At 43.1% G+C, this 19,714-nt stretch carries 21 protein-coding genes; 9 read left to right on the forward strand and 12 right to left on the reverse strand.

The window, feature by feature from the left end; all coding sequences use genetic code 11:
• Positions 1–91 precede the first annotated feature (91 nt).
• The 8 genes from rsfS to JQ841_RS00860 form a co-directional block, all read right to left on the reverse strand.
• Entirely contained in the window at positions 92–445 is a 354-nt protein-coding gene (rsfS, locus tag JQ841_RS00825; RefSeq protein ID WP_203179839.1) for a ribosome silencing factor, read from the reverse strand.
• Positions 446–1,039 carry a bis(5'-nucleosyl)-tetraphosphatase (symmetrical) YqeK gene (gene yqeK, locus JQ841_RS00830; RefSeq protein ID WP_203179840.1) on the reverse strand — a complete coding sequence of 198 codons (594 nt, stop codon included), beginning with the start codon at positions 1,037–1,039 and terminating at the stop codon, positions 446–448.
• Complete coding sequence (locus JQ841_RS00835; RefSeq protein ID WP_070528875.1) at positions 1,039–1,668, reverse strand: nicotinate-nucleotide adenylyltransferase; 630 nt, start codon at positions 1,666–1,668, stop codon at positions 1,039–1,041. The genes yqeK and JQ841_RS00835 overlap by 1 nt, the downstream gene beginning before the upstream one ends.
• Positions 1,669–1,719: 51 nt before the next feature.
• Complete coding sequence (yhbY, locus tag JQ841_RS00840) at positions 1,720–2,031, reverse strand: ribosome assembly RNA-binding protein YhbY (RefSeq protein WP_000060169.1); 312 nt, start codon at positions 2,029–2,031, stop codon at positions 1,720–1,722.
• Positions 2,032–2,243: 212 nt separating this feature from the next.
• Complete coding sequence (gene yqeH / locus JQ841_RS00845) at positions 2,244–3,350, reverse strand: ribosome biogenesis GTPase YqeH (protein WP_070683763.1); 1,107 nt, start codon at positions 3,348–3,350, stop codon at positions 2,244–2,246.
• A gap of 2 nt (positions 3,351–3,352) precedes the next feature.
• Positions 3,353–3,880, reverse strand: a complete 528-nt coding sequence (locus tag JQ841_RS00850; protein ID WP_000963748.1) for a YqeG family HAD IIIA-type phosphatase — start codon at positions 3,878–3,880, stop codon at positions 3,353–3,355.
• A 14-nt stretch (positions 3,881–3,894) separates the two neighbouring features.
• On the reverse strand, positions 3,895–4,803 hold the full coding sequence (locus JQ841_RS00855; protein WP_203179841.1) for a magnesium transporter CorA family protein: 909 nt from the start codon (positions 4,801–4,803) through the stop codon (positions 3,895–3,897).
• Between the two features lie 51 nt (positions 4,804–4,854).
• Positions 4,855–5,421, reverse strand: a complete 567-nt coding sequence (locus tag JQ841_RS00860; protein ID WP_203179842.1) for a mechanosensitive ion channel family protein — start codon at positions 5,419–5,421, stop codon at positions 4,855–4,857.
• 141 nt (positions 5,422–5,562) lie between these two features.
• On the opposite strand from JQ841_RS00860, the gene sstT reads away from it, so the two are divergent.
• Positions 5,563–6,768, forward strand: coding sequence for a serine/threonine transporter SstT (gene sstT / locus JQ841_RS00865; RefSeq protein ID WP_203179843.1), 1,206 nt, complete (start codon positions 5,563–5,565; stop codon positions 6,766–6,768).
• A 67-nt stretch (positions 6,769–6,835) separates the two neighbouring features.
• Positions 6,836–7,789 (forward strand): aromatic acid exporter family protein, encoded by a 954-nt coding sequence (locus tag JQ841_RS00870; protein ID WP_203179844.1) that lies wholly within the window; start codon positions 6,836–6,838, stop codon positions 7,787–7,789.
• A 754-nt stretch (positions 7,790–8,543) separates the two neighbouring features.
• On the opposite strand, the gene JQ841_RS00875 is transcribed toward JQ841_RS00870, so the two are convergent.
• Positions 8,544–10,088 (reverse strand): peptide chain release factor 3, encoded by a 1,545-nt coding sequence (locus tag JQ841_RS00875; protein WP_001025437.1) that lies wholly within the window; start codon positions 10,086–10,088, stop codon positions 8,544–8,546.
• A 212-nt stretch (positions 10,089–10,300) separates the two neighbouring features.
• Between JQ841_RS00875 and gatC the strand changes: the two genes are divergently transcribed.
• From gatC to nusB, 7 genes are all read left to right on the forward strand, one after another.
• Positions 10,301–10,603 carry an Asp-tRNA(Asn)/Glu-tRNA(Gln) amidotransferase subunit GatC gene (gatC, locus tag JQ841_RS00880; protein ID WP_000705419.1) on the forward strand — a complete coding sequence of 101 codons (303 nt, stop codon included), beginning with the start codon at positions 10,301–10,303 and terminating at the stop codon, positions 10,601–10,603.
• Entirely contained in the window at positions 10,603–12,069 is a 1,467-nt protein-coding gene (gene gatA / locus JQ841_RS00885; RefSeq protein WP_203179845.1) for an Asp-tRNA(Asn)/Glu-tRNA(Gln) amidotransferase subunit GatA, read from the forward strand. Before gatC ends, gatA begins: the two co-directional genes overlap by 1 nt.
• On the forward strand, positions 12,069–13,511 hold the full coding sequence (gatB, locus tag JQ841_RS00890; protein ID WP_203179846.1) for an Asp-tRNA(Asn)/Glu-tRNA(Gln) amidotransferase subunit GatB: 1,443 nt from the start codon (positions 12,069–12,071) through the stop codon (positions 13,509–13,511). The genes gatA and gatB overlap by 1 nt, the downstream gene beginning before the upstream one ends.
• 125 nt (positions 13,512–13,636) lie before the next feature.
• Positions 13,637–14,680: a 2,3-butanediol dehydrogenase gene (locus JQ841_RS00895; RefSeq protein ID WP_000224426.1), complete on the forward strand. Its 1,044-nt coding sequence runs from the start codon at positions 13,637–13,639 to the stop codon at positions 14,678–14,680.
• Positions 14,681–15,019: 339 nt separating this feature from the next.
• Positions 15,020–15,580 carry an elongation factor P gene (efp, locus tag JQ841_RS00900; protein WP_000568643.1) on the forward strand — a complete coding sequence of 187 codons (561 nt, stop codon included), beginning with the start codon at positions 15,020–15,022 and terminating at the stop codon, positions 15,578–15,580.
• 21 nt (positions 15,581–15,601) lie between these two features.
• Positions 15,602–15,991, forward strand: a complete 390-nt coding sequence (locus JQ841_RS00905; protein ID WP_000510575.1) for an Asp23/Gls24 family envelope stress response protein — start codon at positions 15,602–15,604, stop codon at positions 15,989–15,991.
• Complete coding sequence (nusB, locus tag JQ841_RS00910; RefSeq protein ID WP_000203638.1) at positions 15,984–16,409, forward strand: transcription antitermination factor NusB; 426 nt, start codon at positions 15,984–15,986, stop codon at positions 16,407–16,409. Before JQ841_RS00905 ends, nusB begins: the two co-directional genes overlap by 8 nt.
• Before the next feature lie 264 nt (positions 16,410–16,673).
• On the opposite strand, the gene JQ841_RS00915 is transcribed toward nusB, so the two are convergent.
• The 3 genes from JQ841_RS00915 to accC are packed head-to-tail and all read right to left on the reverse strand — an operon-like array spanning position 16,674 to position 19,708.
• A complete protein-coding gene (locus JQ841_RS00915) occupies positions 16,674–17,441 on the reverse strand; it encodes an acetyl-CoA carboxylase carboxyl transferase subunit alpha (RefSeq protein ID WP_203179847.1) in 768 nt (255 codons plus the stop codon).
• Entirely contained in the window at positions 17,438–18,304 is an 867-nt protein-coding gene (gene accD, locus JQ841_RS00920) for an acetyl-CoA carboxylase, carboxyltransferase subunit beta (protein ID WP_203179848.1), read from the reverse strand. The genes JQ841_RS00915 and accD overlap by 4 nt, the downstream gene beginning before the upstream one ends.
• A 36-nt stretch (positions 18,305–18,340) precedes the next feature.
• Complete coding sequence (accC, locus tag JQ841_RS00925; RefSeq protein ID WP_203179849.1) at positions 18,341–19,708, reverse strand: acetyl-CoA carboxylase biotin carboxylase subunit; 1,368 nt, start codon at positions 19,706–19,708, stop codon at positions 18,341–18,343.
• Positions 19,709–19,714: the final 6 nt, after the last annotated feature.

The following is a 19,714-nucleotide window of genomic DNA, read 5'->3' on the forward strand; positions in this document are numbered from 1 at the left end:
TCCATGGCAAACACCACTCGCTCTTTACCTTTCTATCAAATTTTCTAAAATAAGTAAATAAAACCCAGTTGACTGCAACTGAGTTCGTCTTCTAAGCAAGAGCTTCTGAAATATCTACTGAATTTGCCTCATGCCATAGCTTTTCTAAGTTATAGTGAGCACGCATTTCTTCTGAAAAGATATGCACAACGACAGCGCCTAGGTCCAGCAAGACCCAGCCTCCAGTTGCATCACCTTCGATATGACTTCCTTTAAAGCCTGCTTCAGCTACTTTTTCACGGATATTGTCAGCGATAGCGTCCAACTGACGGCTATTCATCGAGCTAGTGATAACAAAGTAGTCCGTCACGCTGGTCAAATCTTGTACGTCAAGTGCGAGGATATCCTCCGCACGTTTCTCATCAGCCGCTTTCACGACTAGTTCTAGTAATTCTTTTTCGTTCATTTAGTCCTCTTTCAAATAGTGTACAAAGGCGTTATAGGTTTCAAGGGTTTGGGGATAGATGGGGAATCCCTGGTGAGCTAGATGCTCCACGGTACGAGCTGTTTCGTAGGCCACTGCCTTATTAAGTGACAAACTTGCAATCTCACGCGCCACATCCACTCCAGGAAAGGCTCGATTGTGCTCGATATAGTCTGCGACATAGATGACCTTATCTAGGTCTGTCATCTGACCAGCACCGACTGTATGGATTTCAATGGCTCGCAGGATTTCTGAATCATGTAAATCCAAATCTTCCTGAATCTTGTAGATGCCAACCATCCCATGCCAGACATTATTGCCCCAGTTTTTGAGGTCAGAGTCTAGCTGATAACGGTCAATCAAGTCCAGAAATTCCTGATCTGACAACTTTTTAGCATAATCATGAAGGAGACCTGCAAGACCAGCTTTCTCAGCATCAACTCCGAATCGCTGAGCCAATTCTATGGCTGCACTCTCCACCCCCAAACAATGGGTTAACCGTTTTTCAGGCAGAAGCTCTGCCATTCTTTCCAACAAAACCTCACGAGAACAGTTGATATAGTCTTGGTATGCCATCAGTAAAGCCCCTCCTTCTCGATGTAGTCTAGCACCGGCTGAGGTAGGAGAAAGTTAGGTTTTCGACCTTGGGCAAGGAAATCACGCACCATGCTGGACGAGATATCCATGAGAGGCACATCCACCCAGATAACGGGATAGGAAGTCCCTGCCTTGTAGCGTGGGCGCTGAACCCCCACAAACTGAACCAAGTCGACCAGCTCATCAATTCGGTACCACTTAGGCAGATAGTCCACCATATCCGCACCAATAATGAAGTAATAATCCGTATCAGGATGTTGCTCTGTCAAGATTTTCATGGTGTCGTAGGTGTAGGAAATACCCTTACGCTCCAACTCGATGGTTTCAATGGCTAGGCCTTCAATCCCCTCAATCGCCAACTCAAGCATCTTGAGACGGTGATGTTCAGGGATAGTTTCTTTTTTGTCCACATGAGGGGGTTGGTATTCCGGCATTAGCAAAACCTGGTCCAGTCCTAACTGCTGACGTACTTGGTCCGCAACGATTAGATGGGCATTATGAACAGGGTTAAAATTTCCCCCTAAAATCCCGACTTGTTTGCGTTTTTTCTCCTTGATTTCTGGCTCCAACTCTACCTTGGTAAAGGGAGTCAATAATTCGATTGCCATAGGCTAGTCTCCTTTATTTCTCTGTAAAAACAGTTCCTTGGAGTGTCTTTTTTAGATTTCTTTGACTTTTTTAGAAATCTTGCGATTTTCTTTTTTGCTGGATTGTTTAAACAAAATCAAGATGCGTCCGATTTTTTGGACTGTATCCACACCGATTTCTTCTTCCAAAATTTCAGCTACTTCGTGAATGTTTTCATCTGTGTTTTGTAAAAGAGTTACCTTAATCAATTCGCGGGCGTCAAGTGCTTGACGGACGCTGGTTTTGATTTGGTCGTTGAGACCATTTTTCCCGATTTGGATGATGGGTTTGAGGGTGTGTGCCTGGCTATTGAGGAAGGCACGTTGTTTTGATGTTAATGACATAATTTTCTTCCTTGTTTTTTGATAGTTATTTTAGGTGGTGAGGGACGGTCGGAACTAATTTTCCAAAGATCTCATCTTTGAAAAATGGATTTCCTGACCTCACAATTGAGCCTTGGTCTCAATTGTGCCCCTTGCCAATCTACAGATTGGCAAGACACCACGGCAATAACTATCTCTATATGAGCTCACTTTATTCGCTCAGCGATTTTGTTTTAAATAATTGCTTTTCGTGTGACGACGGCAACGCCTTCGGGTGCCCAGACGGCGACTTTGGCGGTGCCTGTTACGCGGATCCAGCCTAGGCCTGAGATGACTAGGTCAGTCTTGTCCTTGATGGTAAAGACATGTTGGACTAGTTTTGGGAAATCTTCTTTTTCCTTACTATTTGGTGGTGTTAGAAGGGTTCCTAGGTGCTTGTCGTAGAAAGCACTAGCGCCTTCAAGCTTGGTACGGTGGAGTTTGAGTTCATTGTCAAAGAAGGCTGTGAATCCTTGCTTTTCTCCTGATATGAAGTCAAATCGTCCGAGTCCACCTAGAAACAGGGTTTGCTCTGGATTGAGCTGATAGGTTTTAGGCTTGATTTCCTTTTTAGGACTGACATACTTGAGGTTTTTGGCAGTCAAATAATGGGCCATCTGGTGACGGTGGATAATTCCCGGCGTATCGTAGATATAAGATCCGTCATCAAGCGGAATCTCAATCTTATCCAAGGTTGTCCCTGGGAAACGCGAAGTCGTGATGACATTCTGGTCACCCGTGATTTCTTGGATAATGGCATTAATTAGGGTCGATTTCCCAACATTGGTCACACCGACCACATAGACATCGCGACCCTTACGGTAGTGTTCAATCTTGTCAATGACTTCCTTAATAGCATGTTTGTTCTGTGCTGAAGTTAGGACGACATCGACAGGACGGAGACCTTCTTCGTGGGCACGCTCCATGAGCCATTGGCTAATCTTGCTCGGTTTAACAGACTTGGGCAGGATATCTTTTTTATTTCCGACCAAGAGGACATCATTTCCTGATACAAAACGTGGTAAGCCTGGGATAACAGAGCCATTAAAGTCAAAGATATCAATGACATTGACCACCAAGGCATCACTATCTCCCACCTCGTGCAAGAGCTTGAGGAAATCGTCGTCCGTCAACTGGACATCCGTGATTTCATTGTAGTGACGGAGACGGAAACAGCGTTGGCAATAGACTTCGCCAGTCTCCAAACCTTTTTCTAGTGCCGACTGGGGGGTAAATCCAAGACCAGCCTTGTCTGTCGTCTGAATGGTTGCTCCACAACCAATACAGAGAATTTCTTCCATAGTTAAATTCCTTTTTTATATGTAATCGGTCCGTACTTTTCAGTGATTTTTCGCATCACACGACGCTCACGAGCTCGGTTAATCTGCGTCTTAATAGAGTCATGTTGGACCAAGGGTTTGACTAAAATCGAGCGAATGCCTGCACGGTGGGCTGCTCGTATATCTGTCATAAGCTGGTCACCGACCATGACCACTTCACTTTTCTCATAGTGGAATTCCTTCATGGCACGATCAATCCCAAATGTGAAGGGCTTCAGAGCCCAATAAACGTAATCAATCCCAAATTTTTCAACTGCTCGTTGAACTCGTTTTTTGGTGTTATTTGAGACCACAATGATGCGAATACCCGCGTCACGGAGATCATGTAGCCATTGCTTCATTTCTGGTGTCCCATCAGGGTTGTTCCAAGCAATGAGAGTATTGTCCAAATCGACCAAAACAGCCTTGATTCCTTGCGCCTGCAGGCTTGGGACTGTCAGATCATAGACTGCTTCCACAGCAAAATCTGGCATGTAATTTTCAATCGCCATTCTGGCTCCTTTTCTTAACTTTTTTTCGCAATTTTCCTTAGCAACAATGATAGGACAATCCACAAACCTGCACTTGCCAAGCTGATATAGAGCCAAGCATGGGGTTCATCTGTTAAAGGGAGCGGAACATTCATTCCGAAAAAGCCTGTCACGACTGCCAGAACGGCTAGTAAGACTGAAATGATGGTCAAGGTTGTCAAATTATCATTCAGATTATTGTTTAGGATGTTGTTGTAAGATGCTGATAGTTGTTGGAGAACTTGAGAAATCAAATCTGTCATGGACACCAGCTGATGAGCTTCAATCATGGCATCATCAAACTGCTCTCTCTCAATCTCATTAAAACTACGATAAAGGGCATGCCCTTGAATATGCTCTAGTAACATGCGATTTTGCTTAGCAGCCGCAGTAAGATAAACCATACCGGTTTCCAAGTCGGAAAGGGCAAAAAGGTTTTTCTTGGTCGTCCGCTGACGCAAGAGGCCATTAACCTCATCCTTACTCTTGTCCATCTGCTCGATGACAGGATAGTAGGCATTGCTGATGATTTCCAGACTGGCAAAGAGAAACTTGTAAATCGAAAGCGTGTCATGACTGTCCAGATAACGGGTCATTTGTTCAACGACATAAGCGTTCTTAGTATTACTAATGGTAATCAGGCGACGATGCTCCACGATAAAGGTCATGGGAAAGGCTTCGTAGTATTCCTTATCCTTTTTCAAGTTCAAGACATTGTAGATAAAGGTCACAGTCCCATTTTCACGGTGATAATCCATGTGGGCACGCTCATTCCTATCCAGTGCGTACTCAATGGTTTCCTTGTCCAAACCATAGATTTCAGAAAGGTCCTCTAGTTTCTTCAACTTGTCCAAATCTAGGTTAATCCAGGCACAGCCATTGCCCAACCGTTTTTCTAAAAACATCTTCTCTCCTTTACCAAACTCTTTCTATTGTACCATAAATCTGCTAAAATTTCAGGCCTGGTCTGTCCGAGAGAAATTGCTAACGACGGTGATATTGCGATTAGGAACGAAGTGCAGAACCTGGTCTTCTCCTCTAAGTTGCGTTGTTCGAATGCCAACGCTGACAACCTTGCCTGATACAGTAATAGGACCATTTGTCAGAACGACCTCATCTCCTACATCCAGTTGACGTTCAAAGAGAATGAAAAAGCCATTGATAACATCAGACAGAAAACCTTGGGCTCCCATCCCAATAGCCACCCCAGCAATTCCAGCACCCGCCAGTAAACTTGAAACTGGCAACCCTAAAATCGACAAAATGCAGTAAAGTAAAAAGAAATAAAGAGTATAATTAAACACATTCTCTAATAAACGTGAGATGGTTTTCTGACGCCCGACATCGTGGCGAGACATTTTTAAAGAAGGTTTAACAATTCTCTGCACCATAGTATGGAGCAGTTTCTTAGCTATATAGAATAGCAAAAATAGAAATAACAGAGAAAGTAACTTAGTTAAGATATTCTCAATAATCGTTGTTATATCAAGCTTATTGAGGTAGGTTTGAAAAAATTCTTTCATAGAAAACTCCTTTCATTTATTATACCATACTTTCACAGGTGATAAATATTCAAAAATAATAGTCAAAATAGACAGAAAATTCTTGATTTTAGCTCATGTTTATACTATAATCATAAACATTACACAACAAAGGAGATTGTTATGAAAAAAATCATTCATGCTTGGAATAAGGCGAGTCTAATCAAACGGATTTTGATTGGCATGCTTATTGGAGGAACCCTAGGGCTGACACTTCCTAACATTTCAGGAATTGGTTTACTTGGAGCTCTCTTTGTTGGCGGTCTAAAAGCCATCGCACCTATTCTAGTCTTTGCCCTCGTTGCTAACGCCCTTTCCCAACATCAAAAGGGACAAGATAGCAACATGAAAACGGTTATCTTCCTTTACTTGGTAGGGACCTTTGCAGCGGCACTTGTTGCTGTCCTAGCAAGTTTCATCGTCCCTGTTGAGATTACCTTAAATAGTGCCAATACAGAAATCGCACCACCAGATGGAATTGGCCAGGTCCTCAGCAACCTCTTGCTCAAACTGGTTGACAATCCAGTCAATGCCCTTATTACTGCCAACTACATCGGTATCCTATCATGGGCAGTCATTTTCGGGATTGCTATGAGAGAGGCCAGCAAAAACAGTAAAGAATTGCTGAAAACTATGGCTGATGTGACTTCTAAGATTGTCGAATGGATTATCAACCTAGCTCCATTTGGTATCCTTGGTCTTGTCTTCAAAACCATCTCTGATAAGGGAATCGGAAGCCTAGCTAACTACGGAATCTTGCTTGCCCTCTTGGTGACAACTATGTTCTTTGTCGCTCTGGTTGTCAATCCATTGATTGCCTTTCTCTTTATGAAGAGAAATCCTTATCCCCTCGTTTGGAAATGTTTGCGTGTCAGCGGTGTGACAGCCTTCTTCACTCGTAGTTCTGCGGCTAACATCCCTGTCAACATGAAACTATGCCATGACCTCGGACTAGATCCAGATACCTATTCGGTTTCTATCCCACTCGGCTCTACTATCAACATGGCCGGGGCAGCGATTACTATTAACGTTTTAACCCTTGCTGCAGTTAACACTCTTGGAATCCCTGTTGACTTTGCGACAGCCTTTGTTCTCAGTGTAGTGGCAGCTATCTCAGCCTGTGGTGCTTCTGGTATTGCGGGAGGTTCCCTCCTTCTTATCCCAGTTGCTTGTAGCCTTTTTGGTATTTCTAACGATATTGCCATGCAAGTTGTCGGAGTTGGATTTGTGATTGGTGTCATCCAAGACTCATGTGAAACAGCCCTCAACTCTTCTACAGATGTCCTCTTTACTGCCGTTGCCGAATACGCAGCAGCCCGTAAAAAATAACTCATAAAGGCAAGCCTGCTCAGGTCTTGTCTTTTACGCTTTTATTCTAACTTATTAGGAAATTCTTATGTCTATTAGCCAACGTACGACCAAGCTCATCTTAGCTACCTGTCTTGCCTACCTTCTTGCTTATTTTCTCAATCTCTCCTCAGCTGTCTCGGCCGGAATCATCGCTCTCTTGAGCCTATCTGATACGCGTAGAAGTACTTTAAAACTGGCTCGCAATCGTCTTTTTTCCATGCTTCTAGCTCTGGCTATTGGTGTTTTGGCTTTTCACTTGAGCGGATTTCATATCTGGAGCCTTGGCCTCTATCTTGCCCTATACGTTCCCCTGGCCTACAAGATGGGCTGGGAAATTGGCATCACACCAAGTAGCGTTTTGGTTAGCCACCTCTTGGTTCAAGAGTCAACCTCTCCAGACCTTCTAGTCAATGAATTCCTTCTCTTTGCAATCGGTACAGGATTTGCCTTACTTGTCAATCTCTACATGCCTTCACGAGAAGAGGAAATTCATCATTACCACACATTGGTAGAAGAAAAGTTAAAAGATATCCTCCAGCGCTTCAAATATTATTTATCCAGAGGGGATGGACGCAACCGAGCACAACTGGTTGAAGAATTGGACACCCTTTTGGAAGAAGCCCTCAGACTGGTCTATCTAGATCACTCTGACCACCTCTTTCACCAGACCGACTACCATATCCACTATTTTGAAATGAGACAGCGACAAAGTCGTATCCTGCGAAACATGGCCCAGCAAATCAACACCTGTCACCTAGCTGCCAGTGAGAGTCTGATTTTGGCCCAACTCTTTTCAAAAATTGCTGGACAACTGAGCCAGACCAATCCTGCTTCTGATTTGCTAGATGAAATCGAACGCTATCTGGAAGTCTTCCGCAACCGCAGTCTGCCCAAGACAAGAGAAGAATTTGAAACTCGCGCCACGCTCCTCCAACTCCTACGTGAAGCCAAAACCTTCATCCAAGTAAAAGTTAATTTTTACAAAAAATATGGACAGTAATACTCTTCGAAAATCAAATTCAAACTACGTCAGCTTTACCTTGCCGTACTCCAGTACAGCCTGCGGCTAGCTTCCTAGTTTGCTCTTTGATTTTCATTGAGTATAAAGAAAGAAAACTTCAGACCAACCACAAAAGGTGAATATCTGAAGTTTTCTTTTATTTATAAGTTATTACCATAAAGGTTAATAGTAAAATGAATAAGGCTTAATATTCAACATCTTTTTATAGAATGCTGAGATAAAATACTGCAAACTTTGCAGTATTATTATCCACTACATGGAGTTTGGCAAATCGATTCTATTGCCAAACATAGTTAGTAAGACAGTTACCCTTTTTATCTATTACGACGGAAAAGTCCACGAATCAATATCATTCGCGGACTTTTCCCAGTGAAACGCCTAGCCAAGTTCCATAGAAACTTAGCGTTAGTTACTTATGTTGTTACATAATCAAATAAATTTACTCAACTACGACACGGAGTTTTGCAAATCGATTACATTTACAAAACATAGTTAGCTAGACCACTTCCTTTCTGTTACGACGGAAAAATCCACGAATCGATAATATTCGTGGATTTTTCCTAGTGAAGCGTTTAGGTAAGCCGCCATAGCGGTTACCTATTATTAGATTACGACACTGAGTTTTACAAATCGATTCCATTTGTAAAACTCAGTTAGTGAAGCAGTTAGGCAAGTCTAATAGGACTTGCCGTAGCCTACTTAGATTGCTTTGCAATCAAGTAGGCTTACTGAATCACATCTTCTCTTCTAACTCTACGTCTGGATACTTATCTGCAAACCAACGAAGAGCAAAGTCATTTTCAAAGAGGAAGACTGGTTGGTCGAAACGGTCTTTAGCCAAGATATTTCGGCTTGATGACATTCGTTCATCCAAGTCCTCAGGCTTGATCCAACGAACGGTCTTTTTACCCATCGGGCTCATAACCACTTCAGCATTGTACTCGCCTTCCATACGGTGCTTGAAGACTTCAAACTGGAGTTGACCGACAGCTCCCAGCATGTACTCGCCTGTTTGGTAATTCTTATAAAGCTGAATAGCACCTTCTTGCACTAGTTGCTCAATCCCCTTGTGGAAGGATTTTTGCTTCATGACATTCTTGGCAGAAACTTTCATGAAAATCTCAGGTGTAAAGGTCGGTAGTGGTTCAAACTCAAACTTGTTTTTTCCAACTGTCAAGGTATCCCCAACCTGATAAGTTCCTGTATCGTAAACCCCGATGATATCTCCTGCCACGGCATTGGTCACATTCTCACGACTTTCAGCCATAAACTGGGTAACATTAGACAGTTTAGCACCCTTACCAGTACGAGGCAAGTTGACACTCATGCCACGTTCAAATTCACCCGATACGATACGTACAAAGGCAATACGGTCACGGTGTCGAGGGTCCATGTTGGCTTGGATTTTAAAGACAAATCCTGAGAAGTCCTTATCGTAAGGATCAACAATTTCTCCGTCTGTTTTCTTATGTCCATGTGGCTCTGGAGCAAACTTGAGAAAAGTTTCAAGGAATGTTTGCACACCAAAGTTTGTCAAAGCTGAACCGAAGAAGACTGGTGTCAATTCTCCAGCCAGAATAGCTTCCTCTGAAAACTCATTCCCAGCTTCATTTAAAAGTTCAATATCATCCTTGACTTGCTCGTAGAAAGGGTTGCTGCCAAAAAGCTTGTCCCCATCTTCTAAACTAGCAAAACGCTCATCCCCTTTATAGAGCTCCAAGCGTTGGTTATAGAGGTCATAGAGCCCCTCGAAGGCTTTCCCCATCCCGATTGGCCAGTTCATCGGGTAACTCGCAATGCCCAAGACTTCTTCCAATTCTTGCAAAAGATCCAAAGGTTCACGACCGTCACGGTCGAGCTTGTTCATAAAGGTAAAGACTGGAATACCACGGTGTTTCACAACCTCAAACAATTTCTTAGTTTGGGCCTCGATACCCTTGGCAGAGTCCACCACCATGACCGCAGCATCCACCGCCATCAAGGTACGATAGGTATCTTCTGAGAAGTCCTCGTGCCCTGGCGTATCGAGGATATTCACGCGTTTTCCGTCGTAGTCAAATTGCATAACAGATGAAGTAACCGAAATCCCACGTTGCTTCTCGATATCCATCCAGTCAGACTTGGCAAAAGTCCCTGTTTTCTTTCCTTTTACCGTACCAGCCTCACGAATCTCGCCTCCAAAGTAGAGCAACTGCTCAGTAATAGTAGTTTTCCCCGCGTCCGGGTGGGAGATGATAGCAAAGGTACGACGTTTCTTAATTTCTTCTTGAATATTCATAAGTTCTCTTTCTTTGATTCTCTATTTTTCTTGTTTCAATAGCTAAGAATGATTTCTACATTGGATTTTACCATTCCTTTCAACACTCCATTATATCGGATTTTGCCATTTTTTTCAATTTCTATTTCTTTTCACTTATCCCTCCCTTATTTATAGGAAAATATGGTAAAATAGAACAGACTAAAAATCATCATTTCACGAAAGGATGCAAGATGAAAATTACGCAAGAAGAGGTAACACACGTTGCCAATCTTTCAAAATTAAGATTCTCTGAAGAAGAAACTGCTGCCTTTGCGACGACCTTGTCTAAGATTGTTGACATGGTTGAATTGCTGGGCGAAGTTGACACAACTGGTGTCGCACCTACTACGACCATGGCTGATCGCAAGACTGTGCTCCGCCCTGATGTGGCCGAAGAAGGAACAGACCGTGATCGCTTATTTAAAAACGTACCTGAAAAAGACAACTACTATATCAAGGTACCAGCTATCCTAGACGATGGAGGAGATGCCTAATGACTTTTAACAATAAAACCATTGAAGACTTGCACAATCTCCTTGTCTCTAAGGAAATTTCTGCAACTGAATTGACCCAAGCTACGCTTGAAGATATCAAGTCTCGCGAGACAGCTATCAACGCTTTTGTTACCATAGCTGAGGAGCAAGCCCTTGCTCAAGCTAAAGCCATTGATGAAGCTGGAATTGACGCTGATAACATCCTTTCAGGAATTCCACTTGCTGTCAAAGATAATATCTCTACAGACAGTATTCTCACAACTGCAGCCTCAAAAATGCTCTACAACTACGAGCCAATCTTTGATGCGACTGCGGTTGCCAATGCAAAAGCGAAAGGCATGATTGTCGTAGGAAAAACTAACATGGACGAATTTGCCATGGGTGGTTCAGGTGAAACTTCTCACTACGGTGCGACTAAAAATGCTTGGGACCAGACCAAGGTTCCTGGTGGTTCATCAAGTGGTTCTGCCGCAGCCGTAGCCTCAGGACAAGTCCGCTTGTCACTTGGTTCTGATACCGGTGGTTCCATCCGCCAACCTGCTGCCTTCAACGGGATCGTTGGTCTCAAACCAACCTACGGAACGGTTTCACGTTTCGGTCTCATTGCCTTTGGTAGCTCATTAGACCAGATTGGACCTTTTGCTCCTACTGTTAAGGAAAATGCCCTCTTGCTCAACGCTATTGCTAGCGAAGATGCCAAAGACTCTACTTCTGCTCCTGTCCGCATTGCCGACTTTACTTCAAAAATCGGCCAAGACATCAAGGGCATGAAAATCGCTTTGCCTAAGGAATACCTTGGTGAAGGGATTGACCCAGAGGTTAAGGAAGCCATTCTTAATGCGGCTAAACACTTTGAAAAACTGGGTGCCATCGTTGAAGAAGTCAGCCTTCCTCACTCTAAATACGGTGTTGCCGTTTACTACATCATCGCTTCATCAGAAGCTTCATCAAACTTGCAACGTTTTGACGGTATCCGTTACGGCTATCGTGCAGAGGATGCAACCAACCTTGATGAAATCTATGTAAACAGCCGTAGCCAAGGTTTCGGTGAAGAAGTGAAACGCCGTATCATGCTTGGTACATTCAGTCTTTCATCAGGTTACTACGATGCCTACTACAAAAAGGCTGGTCAGGTCCGTACCCTCATCATCCAAGATTTCGAAAAAGTCTTTGCGGATTACGACTTGATTTTGGGCCCAACTGCACCAAGTGTTGCCTATGACTTGGACTCCCTCAACCACGACCCAGTTGCCATGTACTTGGCTGACCTCTTGACCATTCCAGTCAACTTAGCTGGTCTACCAGGAATTTCGATTCCTGCTGGTTTCTCTCAAGGTCTACCTGTCGGTCTACAATTGATTGGCCCTAAATACTCTGAAGAAACTATTTACCAAGCTGCTGCTGCTTTTGAAGCAACAACAGACTACCACAAACAACAACCTGTGATTTTTGGAGGTGACAACTAATGAACTTTGAAACAGTCATCGGACTTGAAGTCCACGTAGAGCTCAACACCAATTCAAAAATCTTCTCACCTACTTCTGCCCACTTTGGAAATGACCAAAATGCTAACACTAACGTCATTGACTGGTCTTTCCCAGGAGTTCTACCAGTTCTCAATAAAGGTGTTGTCGATGCTGGTATCAAGGCAGCTCTCGCCCTCAACATGGACATCCACAAAAAGATGCACTTTGACCGCAAAAACTACTTCTATCCTGATAATCCCAAAGCCTACCAAATTTCTCAGTTTGATGAACCAATCGGCTACAACGGTTGGATTGAAGTGGAACTAGAAGACGGTACAACTAAAAAAATCGGTATCGAACGTGCTCACTTAGAAGAAGATGCAGGTAAAAATACCCATGGTACAGATGGCTACTCTTATGTTGACCTCAACCGCCAAGGGGTGCCATTGATTGAGATTGTATCTGAAGCTGACATGCGTTCGCCAGAAGAAGCCTATGCTTACCTAACAGCCCTCAAGGAAGTTATCCAGTACGCTGGCATTTCTGACGTTAAGATGGAAGAAGGTTCTATGCGTGTGGATGCCAACATCTCTCTTCGACCTTATGGTCAAGAGAAATTCGGTACTAAGACTGAGTTGAAGAACTTGAATTCCTTCTCAAACGTTCGCAAAGGTCTTGAATATGAAGTCCAACGTCAAGCTGAAATCCTTCGCTCAGGTGGTCAAATTCGCCAAGAAACTCGTCGTTATGATGAGGCAAACAAGGCAACCATCCTCATGCGTGTCAAGGAAGGTGCTGCAGACTACCGCTACTTCCCAGAGCCAGACCTACCCCTCTTTGAAATCTCAGACGAGTGGATCGAGCAAATGCGTACAGAGTTGCCAGAGTTTCCAAAAGAACGCCGTGCACGTTATGTATCTGAACTTGGCTTGTCAGACTACGATGCTAGTCAGTTGACTGCAAATAAAGTCACTTCTGACTTCTTTGAAAAAGCTGTTGCCCTCGGTGGTGATGCCAAACAAGTCTCTAACTGGCTACAAGGTGAAGTTGCTCAGTTCTTGAACGCAGAAGGCAAGACACTGGAACAAATCGAATTGACACCAGAAAACTTGGTTGAAATGATTGCCATCATCGAAGACGGCACTATCTCTTCTAAGATTGCCAAGAAAGTCTTTGTCCACCTAGCTAAAAATGGCGGTGGCGCGCGTGAATACGTGGAAAAAGCAGGTATGGTTCAAATCTCAGATCCTGAAATCCTGATCCCAATCATCCACCAAGTCTTTGCCGATAACGAAGCAGCTGTTGCCGACTTCAAGTCAGGCAAACGCAACGCAGATAAGGCCTTTACAGGCTTCCTTATGAAAGCAACCAAGGGCCAAGCCAACCCACAAGTCGCCCTTAAACTCCTTGCCCAAGAATTGGCGAAGTTGAAAGAAGATTAATATGTAAAGGAAACCAGCCCTGAGGTTGGTTTTTTCTTGACAAACACAGGGAAAGCGTTTACAATATTACATGTAAAGTTTCCTAAAAGGAAAACTAAAAATCGCAACAAAAAGGAGTTAGTCATATGGCTACAATGAAAGCAGCTCGCTGGCATGCAGCAAAAGATGTTCGTATTCAAGAAGTAGAAGTCCCTGAGGTACTTCCGCACCAAGTAAAAGTTGCTGTTAAATTCACAGGAATTTGTGGTACTGACCTCCACGAATTTTTAGATGGTCCTATCTTCATCCCAACAGAAGAACATGTCTATTCTGGTCAAAAAGCACCAGTAACACTGGGGCATGAATTTTCTGGTGAAATTGTAGAAGTCGGAAGCGATGTTACTCGTGTTAAAGTTGGTGATCGTGTTGCTGTAGAACCAATTCTAGCTAAGAATAACTTAGTTGGTAATTATAATTTGGATCCAAACCTTAATTTTGTCGGTTTAGCTGCAGACGGTGGATTTGCCAAATATTGTGTTTTAGACGGCGACTTAGTACATGTCATTCCAGATAGCTTAAGCTATGAGCAAGCTGCTCTCACTGAGCCAGCTGCTGTTGCAGTTTATGCAGTTCGTCAATCAGCACTAAAAGCTGGTGATACTGCTGCTGTCTTTGGCTTAGGTCCGATTGGTCTCTTAATTGTAGAAGCCCTTCGTGCAGCGGGTGCTTCTAAGATTTATGCTGTTGAACTATCACCTGAACGTCAAGCAAAAGCTGAAGAGTTAGGAGCTATCGTTGTCCGTCCGGAAGAAGGTGAAACAGCTGTTGAAGCTATTCATCGTTTAACAAACGGTGGTGTAGATGTTTCTTATGAAGTAACGGGTGTGCCAGTAGTTTTAGGACAAGCCTTAGCTGCCGTACATAAAGCAGGTGAGTGCATGGTGGTCTCTATCTGGGAACGAGAAGCAAATATTAATCCGAATGAATTTGCAATCCAAGAAAAGACACTAAAAGGAATCATTGCTTATCGTCATATCTTCCCTAAAGTATTAGAATTGATGGAACAAGGCTACTTCTCTGCTGAAAAATTAGTTACTAAGAAAATTAAATTGGAAAATATCGTCGAAGAAGGCTTTATCGAATTAACTCAAGATAAGTCACAAATTAAAATTTTGGTAGAACCAGAATAAAAATCAATCTTTTTAAGACAATACTAACAGGTCGGAGTAAGCTTACTTCGGCCTTTTGAAATATAATACTCTTCGAAAATCTCTTCAAACCACGTCAGCTTCCATCTGCAACCTCAAAACAGTGTTTTGAGCAACCTGCGGCTTGCTTCCTAGTTTGCTCTTTGATTTCCATTGAGTATGAGAAAAAATATAGTGGATACTCTTTAACATTAACCACCCCACCTGACTAGGCAATATTCTTTTTCTCCCCTACCATCTCCCAATAACTATTTTGGCTTTATTTCCAGAAGATTTTATGGTAAAATGAAGAGTAATAATATTTATTAAAGAGGTAAAAACATGATTGAAGCAAGCAAATTGAAAGCTGGTATGACATTTGAAACTGCAGACGGAAAATTAATCCGCGTTTTGGAAGCTAGCCACCACAAACCAGGTAAAGGGAACACAATCATGCGTATGAAATTGCGTGATGTCCGTACTGGTTCTACTTTTGACACAAGCTACCGTCCAGAAGAAAAATTCGAACAAGCTATTATCGAAACTGTTCCAGCTCAATACTTGTACAAAATGGATGAAACTGCCTACTTCATGAACACTGAAACTTACGACCAATACGAAATTCCAGTCGTAAACGTTGAAAATGAATTGCTTTACATCCTTGAAAACTCTGATGTGAAAATCCAATTCTACGGAACTGAAGTAATCGGTGTAACTGTACCAACTACTGTTGAATTGACAGTTGCTGAAACACAACCATCTATCAAAGGTGCTACTGTCACAGGTTCTGGTAAACCAGCAACTATGGAAACTGGACTTGTTGTCAACGTTCCTGACTTCATCGAAGCTGGACAAAAATTGATCATCAACACTGCAGAAGGAACTTACGTTTCTCGTGCCTAATCTCTAGAAAGAGGTCATTCTATGGGAATTGAAGAACAATTTGGCGAAATCGTTATCGCTCCACGTGTACTTGAAAAAATCATTGCCATCGCAACTGCTAAAGTTGATGGTGTCCACTCATTTTCAAATAAATCCGTATCTGATACCCTATCAAAACTCTCTCTTGGTCGTGGCGTCTACTTAAAAGAAAGCAACGAAGAACTAACTGCTGACATCTATCTCTATCTTGAGTACGGTGTGAAGGTACCAAAAGTTGCTCTTGCTATTCAAAAAGCAGTCAAAGATGCTGTCCGTGATATGGCTGATGTGGAACTTGCTGCTGTCAACATCCATGTTGCAGGAATCGTTCCAGATAAAACACCAAAACCTGAGTTGAAAGATTTATTTAACGAGGACTTCCTCAATGACTAGTCCACTATTAGAATCTAGACGCGAACTTCGTAAATGCGCTTTTCAAGCTCTCATGAGCCTTGAATTCGGCACAGATATGGAAACAGCTTGTCACTTTGCCTACACGCATGACCGTGAAGATGCAGATGTGCAAATCCCTGCCTTTCTTCTGAATTTGGTTTCTGGCGTTCAAGCTCAAAAAGACGAGTTGGATAAACAAATCAACCAGCACCTCAAGTCAGGCTGGACAGTTGAACGATTGACCTTGGTCGAAAAAAACTTACTACGCTTGGGTATCTTTGAAATCACATCATTTGATACACCTCAGCTGGTAGCAGTCAATGAAGCTATTGAACTTGCTAAGAATTTTTCAGATCAAAAATCAGCCCGCTTTATCAACGGACTGCTTAGTCAATTTGTAACTGAAGAAAATGAATAATCGAAAGGTGTTTGGTTTTCCAAGCACCTTTTACTTCGTCCTTGATACAGAGTAAGAACCACATAAAAACTAGAACTAACTATCAGTTCTAGTTTTTGCGTATTCTAAAGAATTATACTCAATGAAAATCAAAGAGCAAACTAGAAAGCCAGCCGTAGGCTGCTCAAAAACACGGTTTTGAGGTTGTGGATAGAACTGACGAAGTCAGTAACACATATACGGCAAGGCGAAGCTGACGTGGTTTGAAGAGATTTTCGAAGAGTATTAGTATTTTCTAAACCGTTGATAGCGCTCTTCCAACAACGCTTCTAACGGTTTTTGTGAAAGCATGGCTAGCTCTGTTTGGAGTTCTTTCTTGACACTCTTAATCAGTTCTTTACTAGAAAGTCCTGCTTCAGAAATCACCTTATCCACCACGTCCATTTCTAACAATTCATGTGAGGTGATTTTCATCAGCTCTGCCGCTTCCATGGCACGAGTGCCGTCTTTCCATAGAATGGAAGCAAAGCCTTCTGGACTGAGAATGGCATAGATGGAATTTTCCAGCATCCAGACACGGTCTGCGACTGCTAGAGCCAGAGCCCCGCCTGAACCACCTTCACCGATAATAATGGCAATAATAGGAACTTTCAGATCACTCATCTCCATGAGATTACGAGCAATAGCTTCCCCTTGTCCACGTTCTTCCGCTCCGACACCAGGATAGGCACCTGCTGTATTGATAAAGGTGACAACTGGTCGGCCAAATTTTTCAGCCTGTTTCATCAAACGTAGGGCCTTACGGTATCCTTCTGGATGAGGTTGGCCAAAATTCCGTTTGAGGTTATCTTGCAAGCTCTTGCCTTTTTGGATACCAACCACTGTTACAGCTTGGTCTCCAAGCCAGCCGATACCACCAACAACTGCACCATCATCACGAAAAGAACGGTCACCATGTAATTGGATAAATTCATCAAAAATGCCTGTCGCAAAGTCCAAGGTTGTCAAGCGACTCTGCTCACGCGCCTCTCTGACTATTTTTGCAATATTCATCTAGGACTCCCTCCGTGCAATCTAACTAGGCTAGCAATTATGTCTGGCAAGTCTCTTCTTTTGATAATAGCATCCACAAAGCCATGTTCCAATAGGAATTCTGCCTTTTGGAAATCCTCTGGTAAGCTTTCACGAACCGTGTTTTCAATCACACGACGCCCAGCAAAACCAACCAAGCTCTGTGGTTCAGCCAGAATGATATCGCCCTCCATAGCGAAAGAAGCCGTTACACCACCTGTCGTTGGATCTGTCAAAATAGTCAGGTAAAAGAGACCTGCATTTGAATGGCGTTTAACTGCTGCAGAGATCTTGGCCATCTGCATGAGACTCATGATTCCTTCCTGCATACGGGCTCCACCAGATGCTGTGAAGAGAACAACTGGCAACTGTTCAACAGTCGCATACTCAAACAAGCGAGTGATTTTCTCCCCTACAACCGTCCCCATAGAAGCCATGATAAAATTGGAATCCATAATCCCAAGAGCCACAGTCTGGCCTTTTATAAGAGCTGTTCCTGTCACAACGGCTTCATCCAGACCTGTTTTTTCACGCATAGTTGCTAGTTTCTTTTGATAACCAGGGAAATGCAAGGGATCCTTGCTTTCAATCCCTGTAAACAATTCCTTGAAGGTTCCCATATCAATCGTCAAAGCCAAGCGTTCTTGGGCAGAAATACGAAAGGTGTAACTACAGTGCGGACAGATACGCTCACTTCCCAGATCCTTCTGATAGATGGTATGCTTACATCCTGGACACTGGGAGAATAATTCATCTGGAACCTCTGGCTTGGCTTGAGGTTTTTCCCTAACCGAACGATTGGGATTGATTCGAATATACTTATCTTTTTTACTAAATAGAGCCATTGATTCCCCTTTTCGGTTTAAACTCTTGAAATCATTTTATTCTTTTTCTTGATACTTGGGTAAAAAGGTTTCCATCAAGAAGGAAGTATCATAATCTCCAGCAATGACATTGCGATCTGAAATGAGGTCAAGCTGGAAATCTGCATTGGTCTGCACCCCCTCTATCTCTAGTTCATAGAGGGCACGTTGCATTTTCATCAAGGCGTCAAAACGATTTTCGCCGTGTACGATGATTTTGGCAATCATACTATCATAATAAGGCGGAATGGTATAGCCTGGATAAACTGCTGAATCCACGCGCAAGCCAACTCCTCCACTTGGCAGATGGAGATTAGTAATCTTACCTGGACTTGGAGCAAAGTTAAAGGATGGATTTTCAGCATTGATACGACACTCGATGGCATGACCGCGTAGGACAATATCTTCTTGCTTAACAGACAGAGGCTGACCAGCCGCAATGCGAATCTGTTCCTTAACGATATCCACACCTGAAACAAATTCTGTTACCGGATGTTCTACCTGAACACGAGTATTCATTTCCATGAAATAGAAATTGCTACTGGCTTCATCAAGCAGAAACTCAATGGTCCCTGCATTCTCATATCCAACAGACTCTGCTGCTCGAACAGCAGCAGCACCGATTTCGTGACGCAACGTTTTTCCGATTGCAATCGAAGGACTTTCTTCCAAAACCTTTTGATTATTCCGTTGAAGAGAACAATCCCGTTCCCCCAAGTGAATCACATGTCCATGCTCATCTCCTAGGATTTGAACCTCGATGTGACGAGCTGGATAGATAACCCGCTCTATGTACATGGCACCATTGCCATAATTGGCCTTGGCTTCACTAGAGGCAGTTTCAAAGGCTGAAACGAGGTCTTCTGGTTTTTCAACCTTACGAATCCCTTTACCACCTCCACCTGCTGAAGCCTTGAGCATAACAGGGTAGCCAATTTTTTCAGCAACAATCAAAGCTTCCTCAGAGTTATGCACTTCTCCATCTGAACCTGGAATGACAGGCACACCAGCTTTAATCATCTGAGCACGCGCATTGATTTTGTCTCCCATCATATCCATAACATGGCCAGATGGACCGATAAACTTGATACCAACTTCTTCACACATAGTGGCAAATTTGGAATTTTCACTGAGAAATCCAAAACCTGGGTGAATGGCTTCTGCCTCAGTCACAACTGCAGCTGATAGAACCGCATTGATATTGAGATAAGACTCTGTTGCCTTACCAGGGCCTATACACACTGCCTCATCTGCCAAAAGCGTATGAAGGGCTTCCTTATCAGCAGTTGAATAAACCGCTACCGTCGCAATCCCTAATTCACGCGCCGCACGGATAATACGAACCGCAATTTCACCACGATTGGCAATTAAAATTTTTCGAAACATGGAGAA

The sequence above is a fragment of the Streptococcus mitis genome, assembly GCF_905187535.1.
In the GTDB taxonomy this organism is placed as follows: Bacteria; Bacillota; Bacilli; order Lactobacillales; family Streptococcaceae; genus Streptococcus; species Streptococcus mitis_BS.

What these genes read in the sequence shown, in the direction of transcription:
- rsfS (WP_203179839.1), bottom strand. Translation starts at nt 445, where the DNA reads ATGAACGAAAAAGAATTACTAGAACTAGTCGTGAAAGCGGCTGATGAG.
- yqeK (WP_203179840.1), bottom strand. Translation starts at nt 1,039, where the DNA reads ATGGCATACCAAGACTATATCAACTGTTCTCGTGAGGTTTTGTTGGAA.
- JQ841_RS00835 (WP_070528875.1), bottom strand. Translation starts at nt 1,668, where the DNA reads ATGGCAATCGAATTATTGACTCCCTTTACCAAGGTAGAGTTGGAGCCA.
- yhbY (WP_000060169.1), bottom strand. Translation starts at nt 2,031, where the DNA reads ATGTCATTAACATCAAAACAACGTGCCTTCCTCAATAGCCAGGCACAC.
- yqeH (WP_070683763.1), bottom strand. Translation starts at nt 3,350, where the DNA reads ATGGAAGAAATTCTCTGTATTGGTTGTGGAGCAACCATTCAGACGACA.
- JQ841_RS00850 (WP_000963748.1), bottom strand. Translation starts at nt 3,880, where the DNA reads ATGGCGATTGAAAATTACATGCCAGATTTTGCTGTGGAAGCAGTCTAT.
- JQ841_RS00855 (WP_203179841.1), bottom strand. Translation starts at nt 4,803, where the DNA reads ATGTTTTTAGAAAAACGGTTGGGCAATGGCTGTGCCTGGATTAACCTA.
- JQ841_RS00860 (WP_203179842.1), bottom strand. Translation starts at nt 5,421, where the DNA reads ATGAAAGAATTTTTTCAAACCTACCTCAATAAGCTTGATATAACAACG.
- sstT (WP_203179843.1), top strand. Translation starts at nt 5,563, where the DNA reads ATGAAAAAAATCATTCATGCTTGGAATAAGGCGAGTCTAATCAAACGG.
- JQ841_RS00870 (WP_203179844.1), top strand. Translation starts at nt 6,836, where the DNA reads ATGTCTATTAGCCAACGTACGACCAAGCTCATCTTAGCTACCTGTCTT.
- JQ841_RS00875 (WP_001025437.1), bottom strand. Translation starts at nt 10,088, where the DNA reads ATGAATATTCAAGAAGAAATTAAGAAACGTCGTACCTTTGCTATCATC.
- gatC (WP_000705419.1), top strand. Translation starts at nt 10,301, where the DNA reads ATGAAAATTACGCAAGAAGAGGTAACACACGTTGCCAATCTTTCAAAA.
- gatA (WP_203179845.1), top strand. Translation starts at nt 10,603, where the DNA reads ATGACTTTTAACAATAAAACCATTGAAGACTTGCACAATCTCCTTGTC.
- gatB (WP_203179846.1), top strand. Translation starts at nt 12,069, where the DNA reads ATGAACTTTGAAACAGTCATCGGACTTGAAGTCCACGTAGAGCTCAAC.
- JQ841_RS00895 (WP_000224426.1), top strand. Translation starts at nt 13,637, where the DNA reads ATGGCTACAATGAAAGCAGCTCGCTGGCATGCAGCAAAAGATGTTCGT.
- efp (WP_000568643.1), top strand. Translation starts at nt 15,020, where the DNA reads ATGATTGAAGCAAGCAAATTGAAAGCTGGTATGACATTTGAAACTGCA.
- JQ841_RS00905 (WP_000510575.1), top strand. Translation starts at nt 15,602, where the DNA reads ATGGGAATTGAAGAACAATTTGGCGAAATCGTTATCGCTCCACGTGTA.
- nusB (WP_000203638.1), top strand. Translation starts at nt 15,984, where the DNA reads ATGACTAGTCCACTATTAGAATCTAGACGCGAACTTCGTAAATGCGCT.
- JQ841_RS00915 (WP_203179847.1), bottom strand. Translation starts at nt 17,441, where the DNA reads ATGAATATTGCAAAAATAGTCAGAGAGGCGCGTGAGCAGAGTCGCTTG.
- accD (WP_203179848.1), bottom strand. Translation starts at nt 18,304, where the DNA reads ATGGCTCTATTTAGTAAAAAAGATAAGTATATTCGAATCAATCCCAAT.
- accC (WP_203179849.1), bottom strand. Translation starts at nt 19,708, where the DNA reads ATGTTTCGAAAAATTTTAATTGCCAATCGTGGTGAAATTGCGGTTCGT.